The following is a 16,896-nucleotide window of genomic DNA, read 5'->3' on the forward strand; positions in this document are numbered from 1 at the left end:
GAGGTCACGAGCCCGGCGGAAGGGGGGCGTGTCCATGGTGCCCTGCGCCGTCCGGGCTCCGGCTCTCGCCCCGGGTGCCCGGGTCCGGGTAGAACTCCTGTGTGGGGACCGCATACGTGATCGGCACGTTCGACACCAAGGGCGCCGAGCTGGCCTGGGTGGCCGAGCTGATGGTCGCCGACGGCGCCGACGTGCTCCGGGTGGACGTGTCCACCTCCGGTGCGGCGGGCCCCGGTCCGGACGTCACCGCGGCCGAGGTCGCCGCCTGCCACCCCGGGGGCGCCGACGCGGTGTTCACCGGCGACCGCGGCAGCGCGGTGGGGGCGATGGCGCAGGCGCTGCGGGCCTTCCTCGCCGGCCGCGACGACGTCGGCGGCGTCCTCGGGCTCGGCGGCTCGGGCGGGACCGCGCTGGTCACCCCGGCGATGCGCGACCTCCCGGTCGGGGTGCCCAAGCTGATGGTCTCCACGGTGGCCTCCGGCGACACCGCGCCCTACGTGGGGGCGAGCGACGTCGCGATGCTGTATGCCGTCACCGACGTCGCGGGCCTCAACCGCATCTCGCGACGGGTGCTGGGCAACGCCGCGCACATGCTCGCCGCCGCCGTCACCGCCCCGCCGCCGCAGACCGGAGCCGACCTGCCCGCCGTCGGCCTGACGATGTTCGGCGTGACCACGCCGCTGGTCACCGCGGTCCGCGAACGGCTCGGCGACGGCGTCGACGCCCTGGTCTTCCACGCCACCGGCTCGGGCGGGCCGTCGATGGAGAAGCTCGTCGACTCCGGCCTGGTCGACTCGGTGCTGGACCTGACCACCACCGAGGTCGCGGACCTGCTCGTCGGCGGGGTGATGGCCTGCGGCCCCGACCGGCTCGACGCGATCGCCCGCACCGCGGTGCCGTGGGTCGGGTCCTGCGGCGCGCTGGACATGGTCAACTTCGGCGCCCGCGGGACCGTCCCGGAACGCTTCGCCGGCCGCCTGTTGTACGAGCACAACGCGAACGTCACCCTGATGCGCACCACCGTCGACGAGAACCGGGAGATCGGGGCCTGGCTGGCGGCGAAGCTGAACGCGCTGACCGGGCCGTGGCGGTTCCTGCTCCCGCTGGGCGGGGTGTCCGCACTGGACGCGCCGGGCGCGGCGTTCCACGATCCCGAGGCCGATGCGGCACTGTTCGCCGCGATCGAGTCCGGTGTGGACTCTCCGGACGGTGTCCGGCGGGTCGCGCACCACGTCAACGACCCGGAGTTCGCCGACGCGGTGCTCTCGGCCTGGCAGGAGGTACGGCGATGAGGCGGTTCGGCCGCGCGGAGCTGATGGAGCGGTTCGGCGAGATGGCCGCCCGCGGCGAGCCGATCGTCGGCGGCGGCGCGGGCACCGGGTTGTCGGCCAAGTGCGAGGAGGCGGGCGGGATCGACCTCATCGTCATCTACAACTCGGGGCGCTACCGGATGGCGGGCCGCGGCTCGCTCGCCGGGCTGCTGGCCTACGGCAACGCCAACGACATCGTCGTCGAGATGGCGGCCGAGGTGCTGCCGGTGGTCCGCCGCACCCCGGTGCTGGCCGGGGTCAACGGCACCGACCCGTTCCTGTTCACCGACCGCTTCCTCGACGAGCTGTCCTCGCTCGGGTTCGCCGGCATCCAGAACTTCCCGACCGTCGGGCTGATCGACGGCACCTTCCGGGCCAACCTGGAGGAGACCGGGATGGGCTACGCGCTGGAGGTCGACCTCGTCGCCGCGGCGCGGGCCAAGGACATGCTGACCACGCCCTACGTCTTCTCCGCCGACGACGCCCGCGCCATGGCCCGGGCCGGTGCCGACATCGTGGTGTGCCACATGGGGCTCACCACCGGCGGCGCGATCGGGGCGGGCACCGCGAAGACCCTCGACGACTGCGTCGCGCTCGTCGACGAGTGGGCGCAGGCGGCGCTGGAGGTCCGCGACGACGTGCTCGTCCTCGTCCACGGCGGGCCGGTCGCGATGCCCGAGGACGCCGCGCACGTGCTCCGCTCGGCGAAGGTCTGCCACGGCTTCTACGGGGCCTCGTCGATGGAGCGGCTGCCGACCGAGACCGCGCTGACCGAGCAGACGCGCGCCTTCAAGAACGTGCTGGAGCGGTGATGGCGCGCGGGATGCCCGCCCCGCCGCCCGGCGGGGACTGGCGGCGACGGATGGCGGTGCGCGGGGGCCGGGTGTCGCACACCCTCGCCGCGCACGGCTGGCTGGTGGCCCTGCTGCTCGGAGCGGCCTGCGGGATCGGCATCGGGGTGGCCATGGGCATCGCCGAGGCCGGGAGCTACCCGGCGGCGGAGGTCATCGGGCGCAGCATCGGCGGCACGATCGCCGGCGTGCTGTTCTGCTCGATCCCGGCGGTCCTGTTCCTCGGTCTGCCGTCCCAGGCCCTGGCCCGCGCCTACCTGCGCTCCGCGAGCCCCGCCGAGCAGGAGGCCATGCGCCGGGCCACCGAGAACGCCCCCGCCTCCCTGCCCGACGGCCTCGTCGCGGGGTCGCGCTGGGCCCGCGCCTACTCCGGCTGCGTCGGCTCGGTGACCGCCTTCCACGGCGTCGTGCGCACGGTGCCCGACGGCGCGGCCAAGGACTGGCTGCACGACATCGGCCGCAACCTCGACGCCGAGCTCGCCGAGGCCCTGCGCACCGCGCGGATGGGGGAGAGCCTGGAGAGCGCGGGCCAGGGCAGCGAGGTGGCCCGCACCGTGGGCGCGCGCCTCGAGGTGGCCCGCACCGCCTTCCACGACACCGCGGAGCTGGCCGCGTCGATCGCGCTGGACCTGCGGGTCGACAGCGGCTTCGACGACGTCCGCAGCCAGCTCGACCAGCTCGCGGCGCAGGCCCCCCACCTGCGCCGGCAGTCCTGACACTCCCGAGGAGGAGTCCCCGATGCCCCGTCCCTACTCCAGCGCCGTGATCACGGCACCGCTGGCCGAGGTGTGGCCGCACGTCCGCGACTTCGGTGGTCTGCACCGCTGGCACCCGGCGATCGCGACCTGCGAGCTGATCCGCGGTGCCTCCGGCAGCGAGATCGGCGCGCAGCGGCGCCTGACCCTCGCCGAGGGCGGCGGCACCGTCGTCGAGGAGCTGACCGCACTCGACGAGCGCGGCCACGCCCTCACCTACGAGATCCTCGAGTCGCCGTTCCCGGTGCGCCGCTACGTCTCCACCGTGCGGCTGGCCCCAGTCACCGCGGTCGGGCACACCTTCGGCGAGTGGTGGACCGAGTTCGACGCCGACGGCGCCGACGAGGGCGACCTCGCGGGGCTGTTCGCGAACGGCGTGTTCGCGGCCGGGCTGGCCGCACTGGGGCAGCGCTGGGAGTGATCGTGCGGGCCCGACCCGCCGTCAGACGCGGGGGAGGGCCACCCGGTCGCCGACGGTGCCGTCCGGCCCGCGCAGGGACGCCGTGGCCAGCCCCTCGCGCAGCAGCCAGCGGCCCAGCTCGAGGGTCTCGGCGACCTCGTCGGGCGAGAGCCGCAGCCCGTCGGGCTGCAGGCTCAGCCCGATCACGCCGTTCCAGGCTCCCCACAGGTAGCGGGTGAGCCGGCCGGCGTCGACCGGTCGGGCCTCTCCGGCGGCGACGGCCGCCTCGATCCGGTCGGTGAAGTCGTCGAGCAGGCCGCCGACGCGTTCCCGGATCCGCGTCTCGATGTCGCCCTCGCCGGAGTGTGCCGCGCCGGCGGGCCGGGGATGGGCCAGGAACTGGAAGGCACCCGGGTGCTCCAGGTGGAAGCGCAGATAGGCGTCGCCCCCCGCGAGGACCCGGCCGAGCGGGGTCAGCTCGGGTGAGTCGATCCGCGCCATGTACGAGGCGAACAGGTCCAGCGACCGCTCGACCAGGGTCAGGTAGAGGCCGAGCTTGCCGTTGAAGTGCGTGTAGATCGAGCCCACCGACACGTCGGCGAGGTCGGCGATCTCCTCGATCCGCGCGGCCTCGTGCCCCTCGCGGCGGAATACCTCCTCGGCCGCGTCGAGGATCGCGGCCCGGGTCCGGGCGCGCCGGCGCTCGCCCCGGGCTGCTGCCGTCGTGCCTGCGCTCGTCGTCACCGGAAGAGGATAGCCCGAGTGTTCTGGAAGTACATTCATAAAATGAGTAGACTTGTAAAACACTCGTCGAGCTGCCATCGTCGCTGCTCATGGAGACCCACACCGACGTGCTCGTCGTCGGGGCCCGCTGTGCGGGCTCCGCCGCCGCCATCGCGCTGGCCCGCCGCGGCCGTGCTGTCGTCGCCCTCGACGGCGCGACCTTCCCCTCGGACACACTGTCGACCCACCTGTTCTTTCCGCACCACTGGGCGGAGCTGGAGCGGCTGGGGGTCAGGGACCGGGTGCTGGCGCTGGACCCGCCGCTGCATCCGCGGGCCGCACTCGGCACGCCGGAGGTCGAGATCACCGGCCGTTACGGCGCCTACGAGGGCATCGCCACCGGGTCCTGCGTGCGCCGCCCCGGGCTCGACCTCGCGCTGGTGCAGACCGCTCGCGAGGCCGGCGCCGAGGTCCGCGAGGCGACCCGGGTGACCGGGCTGCTCCACGACGACGGCGGACGTGTCGTCGGGGTCCGCTGGCAGGACCGTGAGGACCGCACCGGGGAGATCCGGGCGAAGCTGGTGGTCGGGGCCGACGGGCGTCGCTCCACCGTCGCCCGCCTGGTCGGCACCCGTGAGCACCACCGCTGGCAGAACCAGCGCATGATGGCCTTCGCCTACTACGACGACCCCCGCGAGGAGCTGCGCGGTGTCGCCGCCCAGTGGCGTGAGGGGCGCGAGCTCGCCACGGTCTTCCCCTGCGACGGCGGGAAGTCCGTCGTCCTGCTCATGCCGCCGGCGGAGCGCGCCGAGGAATTCCGGCGCGACGCCGTCGGGACGTTCGAGGCGACCGTGGCCCGGATCGCACCGCTGGCCGAGCGGCTGCGTGGCTGCACGATGGCGTCGAAGGTCCGTACCTCGCGGAGTCACCCGTCGTACTTCCGGCACTCGCAGGGCCCGGGCTGGGCGCTCGCCGGCGACGCCGGGCACTTCAAGGACCCGGTGACCGCCCAGGGCATCCGCGACGCACTGCGCTTCGGCCGCCTGCTCGGCGAGGCTGTCGCCCCGTATCTGGACGACCCGACCGACCTCGACGCCGCGCTCGCGCGCTGGGAGGCCGATCGCGACGAGCAGTGCCTGCCGATGTACCAGTGGGCCAACGGTCTGGGCCGCGACGACGACGTCTCCCCGCTGGAGCGCGCGTCCTACCGGTGGTTCGCCGCGAGCGAGGACCGCGCCACCGAGCTGTGGGACGTGTTCTCCCGTCGTCGGCCACCGGGCGAGGTCTTCCGTGCGTCCCGGCTCCTGGGATGGGTCCGCGACTGCCTGCGCGATCCGTCGGTGGACCGTGCCGAGCTCTGGCGGGTGCTGCGGCGCGACGTCGGTCGGGAGGTCGCCCGGGTCCGGGAGGCACGCAGGTTCGTGCAGAATCGCGAGGAGTCCGCACGGCGCGGTCTCACCCCGGAGCCCGCGTCCCCGGACCGCGCCCCGGTCCCGACCGCTGCGGAGGCCCGAGGATGACCGGAACACTGCTGGAGGCCCTGCGCGACACCGTCGCCGCCCGGGGCGACGAGATCGCGCTGCGCACCCGGGACGACGCGATCCGCTGGACCTGGTCGGAGTACGACGCGCTGGCCCGCCGTGCCGCGTCCGGGCTGGCCGGGCTCGGCGTCGGGCACGGCTCGGTCGTCGCGCTGATGCTGGAGAACCGGCCCGAGTTCCACGTGGCCGACCTCGGCGCGGTGCTGCTCGGCGCGGCCACGGTGTCGGTCTACAACACCTCCTCGGCCGAACAGATCGAGTACGTGCTGCGCGACTCCGGCGCCACGGTGCTGGTCGTGCAGGAGAGCTTCGTCGCCGTCGCGGCGGGGCCGGCCGCGGCGACCGGCTGCCGGGTCGTCGTCCTCGACGGGCCCGGACCGGAGGGCGCCACCGGATGGGAGGTGCTGCTGGCGGCCGAGCCGCTCGCCGCGCCGGCCGAGGTGACACCGGACGACCTGCTGACGATCATCTACACCTCGGGCACGACCGGTCCCCCCAAGGGCGTCGAGTTGACCCACCGCAACCTGGTGAGCGCGAACCGCACCGTCGGTACGGTGTTCGGTCTGCGGCCCGGGGACCGCGTGGTGTGCTGGCTGCCACTGGCCCACATCGCCGAGCGGGACGCGTCGTACTACATGGCGATCCTGTTCGGTCTCGACGTCACGACGTGCGCGAACCCGCGCGAGATCGGCGCGGCGCTGCGCGAGGTGCGTCCGCACTCGTTCTTCGCGGTGCCCCGGATCTGGGAGAAGCTCAAGGCCGGGGTGGAGGCGGCGGTCGCGGCCCGGGAGCCGCGGGAGCGCGCGGTCGTGGAGGCGGCGATCGCCGACGGGACCGAGGCGGCCCGGCTCGTCCAGGCCGGGGAACCGGTGCCCGCCGACCTCGCGGCCCGGGTGGCGGACGCCGCGCCGGTCCTGGCGTCGCTGCGGGCCGCGCTGGGCCTGGACGAGGCGCGCTCGGCCAACATCGGTGCCGCCCCGAGCGCACCGGAGCTGACACTGTTCTTCCACGCCATCGGCGTGCCGCTCGGCGAGATCTACGGCATGTCGGAGAACTGTGCGGCGTGCACCTGCAACCCGTCCGACGCGATCCGGGTCGGCACCGCGGGTCCCGCGCTGCCCGGGACCGAGCTGCGCCTGGACTCCGACGGCGAGGTGCTGATGCGGTCCGAGGCCGTGATGCGGGGCTACCGCGGCAAGCCGGAGGAGACCGCGGCGGTGTTCACCGAGGACGGGTACCTGCGCACCGGTGACATCGGTGTCCTCGAGGACGGCTACCTGCGGATCGTGGACCGGAAGAAGGAGCTGATCATCAACGCGTCGGGGAAGAACATCTCCCCGTCGGCGGTGGAGTCGGCGATCAAGTCCCGGTCCCCGCTGATCGGTCAGCTCTGCGTGATCGGTGACGCGCGGCCGTACAACGTCGCGCTGGTCGTGCTGGACCCGGACGTCGCGGCCGGCCGTTCCCACGACGACCCGACGGTGCGGGAGGAGATCGCCCGCGCGGTGACGGAGGGCAACGCGCGCCTGTCCCGGGTCGAGACCGTCCGCCGGTACGCGATCGTGCCCGACCCGTGGATCCCCGGCGGCGACGAGCTCACCCCGACCATGAAGCTCAAGCGCCGCCCGATCACCGAGAAGTTCGCCGAGACGATCGAGTCGCTGTACGACGGCGGCGGCATCGACGCCGGCTGACCTCACCAGCCGCGCAGGTCGACCGCCCAGGTGTCGACGACCCGGTCGCCCTCCACGACGTGCATCCGCTCGTGGAGGGCGACGGTGGGGTCGACGTGTGCGGGCACGACCCGCACCCGGTCGCCGGTGCGCGGCGGGGCGTCGGCGGCGAACACCAGGTGCTCGTCGGCGCAGAACCACACGTTCCCGCCGGGCACCGCCGGGTTGCCGTGGTCCATGCCGAACGCCTTCAGGCCGGCGTCGGCGACCGCCCAGCCGGGCATGTCCCCGGCCGGGGCGGTCGTCGAGACCACGGTGGACAGCACCGTCAGCGCCTGACGGAACCCCAGCCCGGCGGCGGTGTAGGCGGTGTCCATCAGCGCGTAGGACCCGGCCTGGATCTCGGTGCAGGCGGTGTTCATCGCGTGCGTGCCGGTGCCGCCGCCGGAGACGACCTCGCCGCCGACGTCGGCGTGTGCGGCCAGCAGCCGGTCGGTGCACTCGGTGGTGAGCCGGGCACGTTCGGCCGCGTCGTCGAGCATCTGCAGGTGGCCCTCGTAGCCCATCACGCCGCGCACGACGAGCCCGGCGGCGCGGGCGGCGTCGGCGAGCGCCCCGGCCTTCGCGGGGGCGATCCCGCAGCGCGGGAGGCCGATGTTGACGTCGACCAGCACCTCGCGCACCCCGCCGTCGACGGCGGCCCGCAGCGTCTGCTCCGAGTCGATCGCGACGGTGACCCGCGCGCCCGACCCGACGACGGCGCCGAGCCGGCGGGCGTCGAGCACCTCGTTGGCCAGCAGCAGGTCCGCGCCCAGCCCGGCCGCCGCCATGCCCTCCACCTCCCGCACGGTGGCGCAGGTGAACCCGGTGTGGCCGTGGGCGGCCTGCCGCCGGGCCAGCTCGGTCGTCTTGTGCGCCTTCACGTGCGGGCGCAGCCGCGGGCCGGGCAGCAGCGCGGCCATGTCGGCGAGGTTCGCCTCCAGCGCGCCGGCGTCGACGAGCAGCGCGGGCGTGGTCAGGTCGTCGACGTGCACGGCACTCCCAGGACCCGGTCGAGGTAGGGGTTGCGGAACCGGCCCGCCGGGTCGAGCCGGTCACGTGCGGCGACGAACGCGTCGAACCGCGGGTAGCGGGGGCGCAGCTGCTCCGCGGTGCGGGTGTGCAGCTTGCCCCAGTGCGGCCGTCCGTCCAGTGCGGACAGCACCGACTCGACGGCCCCGAAGTACGCCTCGTGCGGGCGTCCCGAGTGGACGTGCACGGCGAGGTAGGCGGTGTCCCGTCCGTACGCGGTGGACAGCGCGATGTCGTCGCCGCGCAGGATCCGTACCTCGACCGGGAACGCGACGTCGTGGGCGTGTCGCGCGGCGGCGGCCCGCAGCCCGGCGAACGCCTCGGGCAGCGCGGCCCGCGGTACGGCGTACTCCATCTCCAGGAACCGGACACGGCGCGGGCTGCAGAACACCGCGTACGACGGGGCGACGTACTCCCCGGCGGCCATCTGCCCGGCCATGACCCGGTTGAGCCGCGGGACCAGCGGCGGGGCGAGCGCGGCGACGCGCTGGACGAGCCCGAACGCGCCGTTGCCGAGCACCTCGTCGCCGACCAGCGCGGCGACCCGGCCGCGCCCGGGCGAGCGCCGTTCCGTCCGGTCGTTCGTCTTGAGCACCGCGGTCGTGGTGTGCGGGAACCAGTAGAACTCGACGTGGTCGTGACCGGCGGCGAGGTCGTCGAGGCCGTCGAGGACCTCGGCGAGCGGGCGCGCGGACTCGCGGGCGTGCAGGTGGAACGCGGGTACGGTCGCCAGCGTCACCTCGACCAGGACACCGAGCGCCCCGAGCCCCACCCGCGCCAGGTCGAACAGGTCGGGGTCGGCGGCCGGGCCCAGCTCGTGGAGCTCCCCGAGCCCGTCGACCAGGCGCAGCCCGCGCACCCCGTCGGCGATGCCGCGGTACCCGGCGCCGGTGCCGTGGGTGCCGGTGGAGATCGCGCCGGCGACGGTCTGGGCCTCGATGTCGCCGAGGTTGGGCAGGGCGCGGCCGTGGGCCCACAGCCACCGGTTCAGCGTGTGCAGGGTGACCCCGGCCGGGACGGTGACGAGCTCTCCGTCGAGCCGGATCGCGGCGGGGTCGGCGGGGACGGTGAGGGCGACGCCGTCGGGCACGCCGATGCCGGTGAAGGAGTGGCCGCTGCCGAGCGGGCGGACCCGCAGGTCCCTCCCGGCGGCGTCGCGCACCGCCCGGACGACGTCGTCGGCGTCGCGGGCGTGGACCGTCCTGATCGGACGGGTGCGCTGGTTGCCCGCCCAGTTGCGCCACCGGTCCGTCACGCTGCGAGCCTGCGCGGCCCGGCGGGCACGGTCAAGACCGGCACGCGTGTCGGCGCCCCGGCGTCACGGTGTCGCGCGGTTACCCTCCGTGTCCGTTCGGAAGGGGTTGGGGTCACGATGATGGGGCGTACGCACGCGTTGTCGGGCGCGGTGCTGGGGCTCGCGGTCTGCCCGGCGGTCCCGCCGCCACCGGTTCTGGTGCCGGTGGTCGTGGTGGTGTGTGCGCTGGCGGCCTTCGCGCCCGACCTCGACCACCCGTCGAGCGTCGCCGCGCGGTCGCTGCCGCCGGTCACCTGGCTCCTGTGCCGGGCGATCCGGTGGCTGTCCCGGGTGACGACCGGGGTCTCGCACCGTGGCCTGTCGCACTCGCCGGTCTTCGCGGCCGCGGTCGGGCTGCTGGCGTGGTGGGGGACCGGGTTCCTGCTGCCCGGGGAGACGGCGGTCTGGACCGGTGTCGCGGCCGGCGCGGGCTGCTGGGTCGGGGCGATCGGCGACGAGCTGACCTCGAACGGCAACCGGTTCGCGTTCTGGCCGCTGGAGGGGATCCGCTGGCCGCGGGCGCTGCGGTTCCGCACGGGCGGGACGGGGGAGCACGTCGTCGTCGGGCTGCTGGCCGTCACCGGCGTGGCGCTGCTGACCGGGACCTGGGCCTTCTGACGCGACCGCGTTCGACATCGCTCTGTATAGCTGATACATCTAGCTATACAGTCGATACAGGAGGAACGCATGAGCGTGCAGTCGTTGCAGGGCCGGACCGTGCTCGTCGCCGCGGGAGGCAAGAACCTCGGCGGGCTGATCAGCCGTCAGGTCGCCGAGGCGGGGGCGAACGTCGCGATCCACTACAACTCCGCGTCCTCGCGCGCCGAGGCCGAGGAGACGCTGAAGGCGGTCGAGGCGGCGGGTCGCGAAGCGGTGCTCCTGCAGGGGGACCTGACCGTCCCGGCGCAGGTCGAGCAGCTCTTCGCCGACGCGACGGGGTCGCTCGGACCGATCGACGTCGCCGTCAACGCCGTCGGCAAGGTGCTCCGCAAGCCGATCGTGGACACCACGGAGGCCGAGTACGACGCGATGTTCGACATCAACTCCAAGGCCGCGTACTTCTTCATCAAGGAGGCGGGCCGCAGCCTCGCCGACAACGGCGCGATCATCACCGTCGTCACGTCGCTGCTGGCGGCCTTCACCGACGGCTACTCCACCTATGCCGGCGCGAAGTCCCCGGTCGAGCACTTCACCCGTGCGGCGGCCAAGGAGTTCGCCGGCCGCGGCATCTCGGTGAACGGCATCGCGCCCGGCCCGATGGACACGCCGTTCTTCTACCCGCAGGAGACCCCGGAGCGGGTCGAGTTCCACAGGTCGATGGCCATGGGCGGGCGGCTCACCGAGATCGAGGACATCGCGCCGATCGTGCGCTTCCTCGCGACCGAGGGGCACTGGATCACCGGCCAGACGATCTTCGCCAACGGCGGCTACACCACGCGCTGAGGGTGGTCCGGTGGGTGCCGGGGCAGGGCGGCGACCGGCCCGCGGTCCGCGCCCCGGCCCCGGACGGGCGTCCTACAGTGGGGCCGTGGCAGATCAACCGGCCGAGGTCGGGACCCGGGACCGGCTCCTGCGTGCGGCCGCCGACCTCATCGCGGCGTCGCCGGGGGAGACCGTCCCGCTGCGGGCCATCTGTGACGCCGCCGGCGTCCGGCTCCCCACGCTGTACCACTTCTTCGGCAGCAAGGAGGGCCTGCTCGACGCGGTGGTGGAGCACGGGTTCGAGCAGTACCTGTCCGCGAAGCGGGCCCAGGAGTCCAGCGGGGACCCGATCCAGGACATCCGCGACGGGTGGGACGCCCACGTCGCGTTCGGCATCGCCCACCCCGGCTTCTACGCCCTGATGTACGGGCAGGTCACGCCCGGGCGACGGCCGTCCGCCCAGGACGGGCCGGCCGCCGCCCTGCTCGGCCTGACCCGGGAGGCCGACCGCCGGGGCCGGATCACCGTGAGCCCGGAACGCGCCGCGGCCCACGTGCTCGCCGCCAACGTCGGCGTCACCCTGCGGCAGATCATCACCGCGCGCCCGGACCCCGGTCTGTCGGCCGACATGCGCGAGGCCACCCTGGCCGCGATCACCGGAGGGCATGCGGAGCGCGCGTCCGGCGGACCGGGGATCGGCGCCGCCGCGGCAGCCCTGCTCGCGCTGCCCGACGACAACGACGTCCTCGGTGCGCCGGAGACGGTGCTGCTCAAGAAGTGGCTGGCCGAGCTCGCGCGACGGGGATGACCGTCATGGCCGCCGGAACGTCCGGGCCGGCTTCCCGACCGTCCCGGCGCGGACGTGCCCCGTCTCGACGAGACCGTCGGCGACCCGGCGGCGGAAGGTGTCCTTCTGCAGGCGTCGCCCCTCGACGGCCTCGTGCACGCCCTGCAGCTCCAGCAGCGTGAACTCCTCGCCCGCCAGCCCGGCCGGGTCGGGGGCCGCGGCGTAGCGGTCCCGCGCCCAGCGCACCGCGTGCGCGACGACGAGGTCGTGGTCGTAGGCCAGCGGGTACGGCAGTGTCCCGCCCTCGACGGGGGCGAGGACGCCGGTCGTGTCCTCGATCCGGTCGTGGCCGACCAGGTCGACGTGCGCCACCGACAGCACCCGGCCGCGCGGGTCGCGGGCGGGGTCGTCGAAGACCCGCAGCTGCTCGGGCTCCCGGCCGGTCACGCCCACCTTGTCGCGCAGCGCGCGCAGCGCCGCGTCGCGCAGCGTCTCCGCGCCGTCGACGTGCAGGAACGTCCCGGGCAGGGCCGGCAGCCCGCGGGCGTGCGCCCCCGTGCGCTCGTGGACGACGACGGCGAGCCGCCCCCCGGCGTCGAGGGTCAGCAGGGCGACGTCCACGGCCACGGACGGCCGGTCGTAGTCGGTGAGGCGCCTGCCGTGCTCGTCGGTCCATCCCATGCTGGACAGATTAGCGCGGCTGTGCTCTTATTGATTAGCGCAAGATTGAGCTAATAGGAGGACGTCATGGACCTGCACGTGGACAACCCGGTGGTGCGCGGGCCGCTGACCCTGATCCCGCCCGTGGTCGACAAGCCGTCGGCGCCGACCCGGTGGTGACGCCGGACCACCGGGCCGGCCGGTCCGTCGCGCAGCCCGCGCCGCTGTCCGGCGGCGGGGAGAGGACGGCGTCCGCCGGCGCGACGGCGGCGGCCCGGCCGAGCCGCCCGTCCTGGCAGGGGCGGGCGGTCGTCACCGTCGCGACGAACCCGGCCCACCCGCTGGTGGTGGCGGCGTGAGCGCCGTCGCGGACCGGGCCGCCGGGGTGCTGCTGGGCGCGGCGGCGGGCGACGCCCTCGGCGTCCCCTACGAGTACGGCTCCCGCCCGCTCGTCGGTGAGCCCGCGATGCTCGGCGGCGGCCTCGGCGGCTACGCGCCGGGCCAGTGGAGCGACGACACCGAGATGAGCTGCGTGATCGCCCGGGTCGCCGCCACCGGCGCCGACCTCCGGACCCCGGACGCGCTCGACGCGATCGCCGACGGCTTCCTCGCCTGGTTCGCGACCGCCCCGGCCGACGTCGGGATCCAGACCCGGCGGGTGCTCACCGGCCTTGCCCCCGGTCCGGGATCGGCGGCCCGGATGCGGGCGGCCGCCGCGCGGGTGCACGAGGAAACCGGGCGCACCGCGGGCAACGGCTCCCTGATGCGCACCGCGCCGGTCGCGCTCGCCCATCTCGGCGACCCGGACGCGATCGTCGAGGCCGCGCACGCGGTCAGCGCGCTGACCCACCACGACCCGGTCGCCGGCGAGGCGTGCGTCCTGTGGTGCCTCGCGATCGACCGTGCCGTGCGCACCGGGGAGCTCGACGTGGGCTCCGGGCTGTCCCGGGTCGATCCGCAGTGGACGGTCTGGCTGGACCGGGCCGCGGGACTGCGGCCGGGCGCCTGGGCCGTCGGGAACGGCTGGGTGGTCGCCGCGCTGCTCGGCGCCCGGTCGGCGGTGGAGGGGGCGGTGACGCTCCCCGACGGCCTGGTCGCGGCGGTGGGTGGGGGAGGGGACACCGACACCGTCGCCGCGATCGCGGGGGCGTTGCTGGGTGGGCGGTTCGGTGGTGCGGCGGTGCCCGAGCGGTGGCGGCATGAGGTGCACGGATGGCCGGGGCTGGGCGGGGAGGACCTCGTCGCGCTCGCCGGGCGGATCGTGTCGGGGTCGTAGCGGGCCTCGCCGCCGGTGCGGACCCCGTGGTGGGCGTCAGCGACGTGCGGAGTCGCCGAGCCGGTCCAGGAAGTCGCGCACGGCCCGTCCGGCGATGGTCGACAGCTCGTCGTCGCCCATCTCCGCGGCCACACGGCGGAGCCGGTCGGCCAGCCGTCGCTCCGGCGGGGTCAGCAGCATCGCGAAACGGTCGTCGAGGAGGTGCCCGGGTCCGGCGTCGGTGTGGGCGAGCAGGTGGTCGAGGAAGATCTCCATCTGCCGGGCCTGGTCGGCGACGTCGGTGAGCGCACCGCCGTCGTCGAGGGCGACGAGGTCGAGGTCGTCGCCCCACAGCCGCCGTCGCAGCGTCGACGACGACAGCATCAGCGCCGTCCCCAGCTTCGGGTCGCCAGGGCGGCGCGGACGTACGGCCCGGACGTCGTGGACGACCTCGTGGAAGTGGTCGTCGGTGAGACCGAAGCCGACGAAGAGCAGGTGCCGGGTCAGCAGCAGCGCCTTCGCGAGCGCCGACAGCGCCTCACGGCCGGAGCGGAAGGCCAGGTAGTCGCGGCGTGTCAGGACGATGGACTCCGGCCTCGTCACGGTCCCGTGCAGCTTGAGCAGCCACCGCTCGCCGAGCGCCGCCGAGTCCTCGGGGAGCACGGCGGTCCGCTTCCCGAGCGCCTCTCCGGCGAGCTCGTAGAGCTGGTCGTAGTTCAGGGTGACCGCCTCACGGCACGGGAGTCCGGACAGCAGTGCCGGTGCGATGCCGTACCGATCGGCCGAGGTGTGGCCGACGACGGCGGCGGCGAACGCGGCCCGGTCGGCGTAGCCGCGCTCGAGGATCTCGGCCTGGTCGAGGATGTCCAGCTGCCGGAACTCGGCCCGGTCGGCCGCGGAGAGCCGCTCGGTCGTCAGCCGCTCGACCAGGCCCGCCCAGGTCGGCAGTCCAGCGGAGATCGAGACCCCGGCCCCGATGAACGGGACCAGCCGTCCGCGGCCGGCGTGCCCGGCGAGCGTCGCAGAGTGCTCGCGCAGAGCGTCGTCGAGCCCGGGCCACCACCGGTCCTCCTCCTGGCGTCGCAGCCTCTGGGCCTGGGCGAGGTCGCGTTCCTCGCGCAGGACCAGCGCGACGTCGACCTCGGCGTCGGTGGCCCGCGCGGTCTCCAGCGCGGCCCGGACGAGCGTTCCGCGGAACGCGTCACCGCCCCCGCCCGCACCGCCGAACAGAGGCATCGCGACCAGCGGCCTGCCCCGCGCCGAGCGCGTGTCCCGGGCGACCCGCGACGCCTCGCGAAGCCCGGCCTCGACGCGTTCCGCGACGTCGCGGGCGTCGCGGACTCCGTGGATCGGCACCGCCGTCAGGACCGGGCGAGGTCCCTCCCACCGTGGCAGTGCCAGCGCGACGGTCCGCTCAGTACGCAGGTCATCGGCCTCGGCGCCCAGCGCGTCGCGAGCGGGGCCGAGACCGTCGACGGTGCGCAGCCAGCCCCGCGTCAGGTGCAGGGTGCAGTCGGTGGGGAGGAGCCAGGCGTCGCAGGCGAAGCGGGTGATGTCGCCGGGGACGACGAAGACGTGACCCATTCCGACAGTCTGTCGCAGAGTTGCGTCCGCCGGCCCTCATCGAGAACCGAGGGGCCGGTCGTGTCGGCGGTCAGCGGCACATGTCCTCGAGGAACTGCTGGGTCTCCGGATCGGTCGAGAACACCGCCGTCCCCTTCATCCCCCGCGTGAGAAGCACCTTGTAGGTGTTCCGCACCAGCGCCGGGAACTCGTCGTCCCCGGCCTTCTTGACCGGACCGTCGTAGGAGGAGGTCCGGTCGGCGACCCAGACACCGTTCCGGCGGACCAGGTCGGGCCCCATGACGACGCCGGACCAGTCGTACTCGAACCCCTGGGCGGTGTAGATGCAGCCGACCTGGCCGAATCCGCGGCTGTCGCTGGCCCAGAAGTGCGAGGGCGGCGCATCCCGGACCGCCTTCTCGGGCTTGGCGTTCCACGGACGGGACCAACCGCCGATGACGACGTCGTCGACGAGGCGCCGGGCGCCGTCGTCGCCGGTGACGGGGTCACTCCACCGCCAGCAGTAGCCGGCGGCGAGCCGCGCGGTGTCGGCGGTCCCCGAGGAACGGCCGAGCAGCCAGCCCTCGAGAGCGGCCGGGGACGGGAGCGCGGCGACGCTGTAGCTCTCGTCGGGGTCGGCGGCGACCAGCTCCGACCATCGGATCGGTGGCCGGGGGTCCAGGCCCAGCAGGCGACGGACCCACTGCTCGTAGAACTCCGACCCACCGCAGCGGTACTGACCGCCGAGCCGCACCACCTCGACGCGGCAGCCGGCGCGTTCGGCAGCGGCGGTGATCTCCGCTTCGGTGCCCATCTCGCCCGGGCGCACGACCTGGTGCTCGTCGAGCAGGAACACCGGGACGCGCGCGATGGCGATCAGCTCGTCGACCTGGGGGCGCGCCCTCGCTCGCGCGGCGGCCTTGGTGAAGCGGTTCACGCTCGTCTCGCGGATCCGGTGCGCCTCGTCGCAGATGACGACGTCGAGAGTGTTCGGCTCCAGCCCGATGAAGCTGTTGAAGTACTGGAAGACCTTCTGCGACCGCGTCGAGCGTGAGCCGACGACGATCTTGCGCAGTGTCTGGGTGAATGCACTGGAGCCGGTCGCGTGCATGACCTCGCGTCCCTTGCGCGACAGATCGCCGAGGAGGCTGAGCGCCAGCACGCTCTTGCCCGACCCGGGACCGCCGAGGACGATCACGGCGGTCTTGGTGTTCTGGCGGTGCGCGAGGTCGACGGCGTGCTCCACGAGCGTGTAGGCGACCTTCTGCTCGTCGACCAGGACGAACTGCTCCCGCTTGCGTACCTCCTCCGCGGCCACGCTGAGCAGCGGCTTTGAAGGGCGGGGAGCGGCGTTCAGCAGGTCGTCGGCGACACGGCGCGCGTCGTCGGCGGTGGTGGGATCGGTGTCGAGCAGTCGGCGCAGCTCGTCGACGAGTCCGCCACGCTGGTCGCCTCGGAACAGACGTCCGTGGGCGTCCACCTCGAAGTGGCTCAGGTTCCACCCGGAGGCGGAGGCGTTGTGGAGATAGGCGATGCCGTGCACGTCGCTGTGCTCCGACCCGACGGGTCGTCGGATGGACCCCGCAGAGGA

17 protein-coding genes are annotated in these 16,896 nt (G+C 74.3%); 11 read left to right on the forward strand and 6 right to left on the reverse strand.

The window, feature by feature from the left end; all coding sequences use genetic code 11:
• Nucleotides 1–101 precede the first annotated feature (101 nt).
• From KPL57_RS42650 to KPL57_RS42665, 4 genes are read left to right on the forward strand one after another with little or no spacing between them, the layout of a single operon-like run.
• A complete protein-coding gene (locus tag KPL57_RS42650) occupies nt 102–1,292 on the forward strand; it encodes a Tm-1-like ATP-binding domain-containing protein (RefSeq protein WP_226356076.1) in 1,191 nt (396 codons plus the stop codon).
• Nucleotides 1,289–2,122 carry a phosphoenolpyruvate hydrolase family protein gene (locus KPL57_RS42655; protein WP_226356077.1) on the forward strand — a complete coding sequence of 278 codons (834 nt, stop codon included), beginning with the start codon at nt 1,289–1,291 and terminating at the stop codon, nt 2,120–2,122. The genes KPL57_RS42650 and KPL57_RS42655 overlap by 4 nt, the downstream gene beginning before the upstream one ends.
• A complete protein-coding gene (locus KPL57_RS42660; protein WP_226356078.1) occupies nt 2,122–2,877 on the forward strand; it encodes a hypothetical protein in 756 nt (251 codons plus the stop codon). Before KPL57_RS42655 ends, KPL57_RS42660 begins: the two co-directional genes overlap by 1 nt.
• Before the next feature lie 22 nt (nt 2,878–2,899).
• Nucleotides 2,900–3,337, forward strand: a complete 438-nt coding sequence (locus tag KPL57_RS42665; RefSeq protein ID WP_226356079.1) for an SRPBCC family protein — start codon at nt 2,900–2,902, stop codon at nt 3,335–3,337.
• A gap of 21 nt (nt 3,338–3,358) precedes the next feature.
• On the opposite strand, the gene KPL57_RS42670 is transcribed toward KPL57_RS42665, so the two are convergent.
• A complete protein-coding gene (locus tag KPL57_RS42670; protein ID WP_226356080.1) occupies nt 3,359–4,060 on the reverse strand; it encodes a TetR/AcrR family transcriptional regulator in 702 nt (233 codons plus the stop codon).
• A gap of 89 nt (nt 4,061–4,149) precedes the next feature.
• On the opposite strand from KPL57_RS42670, the gene KPL57_RS42675 reads away from it, so the two are divergent.
• Both KPL57_RS42675 and KPL57_RS42680 read left to right on the forward strand, forming a co-directional pair.
• A complete protein-coding gene (locus KPL57_RS42675) occupies nt 4,150–5,559 on the forward strand; it encodes an NAD(P)/FAD-dependent oxidoreductase (RefSeq protein WP_226356081.1) in 1,410 nt (469 codons plus the stop codon).
• Nucleotides 5,556–7,274, forward strand: coding sequence for a long-chain fatty acid--CoA ligase (locus KPL57_RS42680; protein WP_226356082.1), 1,719 nt, complete (start codon nt 5,556–5,558; stop codon nt 7,272–7,274). Before KPL57_RS42675 ends, KPL57_RS42680 begins: the two co-directional genes overlap by 4 nt.
• A gap of 2 nt (nt 7,275–7,276) precedes the next feature.
• On the opposite strand, the gene KPL57_RS42685 is transcribed toward KPL57_RS42680, so the two are convergent.
• A complete protein-coding gene (locus KPL57_RS42685) occupies nt 7,277–8,287 on the reverse strand; it encodes an alanine racemase (RefSeq protein WP_226356083.1) in 1,011 nt (336 codons plus the stop codon).
• Nucleotides 8,269–9,579 carry a D-arabinono-1,4-lactone oxidase gene (locus KPL57_RS42690; protein ID WP_226356084.1) on the reverse strand — a complete coding sequence of 437 codons (1,311 nt, stop codon included), beginning with the start codon at nt 9,577–9,579 and terminating at the stop codon, nt 8,269–8,271. The genes KPL57_RS42685 and KPL57_RS42690 overlap by 19 nt, the downstream gene beginning before the upstream one ends.
• A gap of 117 nt (nt 9,580–9,696) precedes the next feature.
• Between KPL57_RS42690 and KPL57_RS42695 the strand changes: the two genes are divergently transcribed.
• From KPL57_RS42695 to KPL57_RS42705, 3 genes are all read left to right on the forward strand, one after another.
• A complete protein-coding gene (locus tag KPL57_RS42695; RefSeq protein ID WP_226356085.1) occupies nt 9,697–10,236 on the forward strand; it encodes a metal-dependent hydrolase in 540 nt (179 codons plus the stop codon).
• Nucleotides 10,237–10,305: 69 nt separating this feature from the next.
• Nucleotides 10,306–11,061 (forward strand): SDR family oxidoreductase, encoded by a 756-nt coding sequence (locus KPL57_RS42700; RefSeq protein ID WP_226356086.1) that lies wholly within the window; start codon nt 10,306–10,308, stop codon nt 11,059–11,061.
• A gap of 85 nt (nt 11,062–11,146) precedes the next feature.
• Nucleotides 11,147–11,848, forward strand: coding sequence for a TetR/AcrR family transcriptional regulator (locus tag KPL57_RS42705; protein WP_226356087.1), 702 nt, complete (start codon nt 11,147–11,149; stop codon nt 11,846–11,848).
• 3 nt (nt 11,849–11,851) lie between these two features.
• Here KPL57_RS42705 and KPL57_RS42710 read toward each other — a convergent pair whose 3' ends face one another.
• Nucleotides 11,852–12,508: an NUDIX domain-containing protein gene (locus KPL57_RS42710; protein WP_226356088.1), complete on the reverse strand. Its 657-nt coding sequence runs from the start codon at nt 12,506–12,508 to the stop codon at nt 11,852–11,854.
• Between the two features lie 155 nt (nt 12,509–12,663).
• On the opposite strand from KPL57_RS42710, the gene KPL57_RS42715 reads away from it, so the two are divergent.
• Nucleotides 12,664–12,846, forward strand: a complete 183-nt coding sequence (locus tag KPL57_RS42715) for a hypothetical protein (protein WP_226356089.1) — start codon at nt 12,664–12,666, stop codon at nt 12,844–12,846.
• Nucleotides 12,843–13,763 (forward strand): ADP-ribosylglycohydrolase family protein, encoded by a 921-nt coding sequence (locus tag KPL57_RS42720; RefSeq protein WP_226356090.1) that lies wholly within the window; start codon nt 12,843–12,845, stop codon nt 13,761–13,763. Before KPL57_RS42715 ends, KPL57_RS42720 begins: the two co-directional genes overlap by 4 nt.
• Nucleotides 13,764–13,799: 36 nt before the next feature.
• Here the strand turns inward: KPL57_RS42720 and KPL57_RS42725 are convergent, their stop codons facing one another.
• Both KPL57_RS42725 and KPL57_RS42730 read right to left on the reverse strand, forming a co-directional pair.
• On the reverse strand, nt 13,800–15,326 hold the full coding sequence (locus tag KPL57_RS42725; RefSeq protein WP_226356091.1) for an SIR2 family protein: 1,527 nt from the start codon (nt 15,324–15,326) through the stop codon (nt 13,800–13,802).
• A gap of 70 nt (nt 15,327–15,396) precedes the next feature.
• Nucleotides 15,397–16,848 (reverse strand): DUF2075 domain-containing protein, encoded by a 1,452-nt coding sequence (locus tag KPL57_RS42730; protein WP_226356092.1) that lies wholly within the window; start codon nt 16,846–16,848, stop codon nt 15,397–15,399.
• Nucleotides 16,849–16,896 lie beyond the last annotated feature (48 nt).

It is taken from the genome of Pseudonocardia sp. ICBG601, from assembly GCF_020496245.1.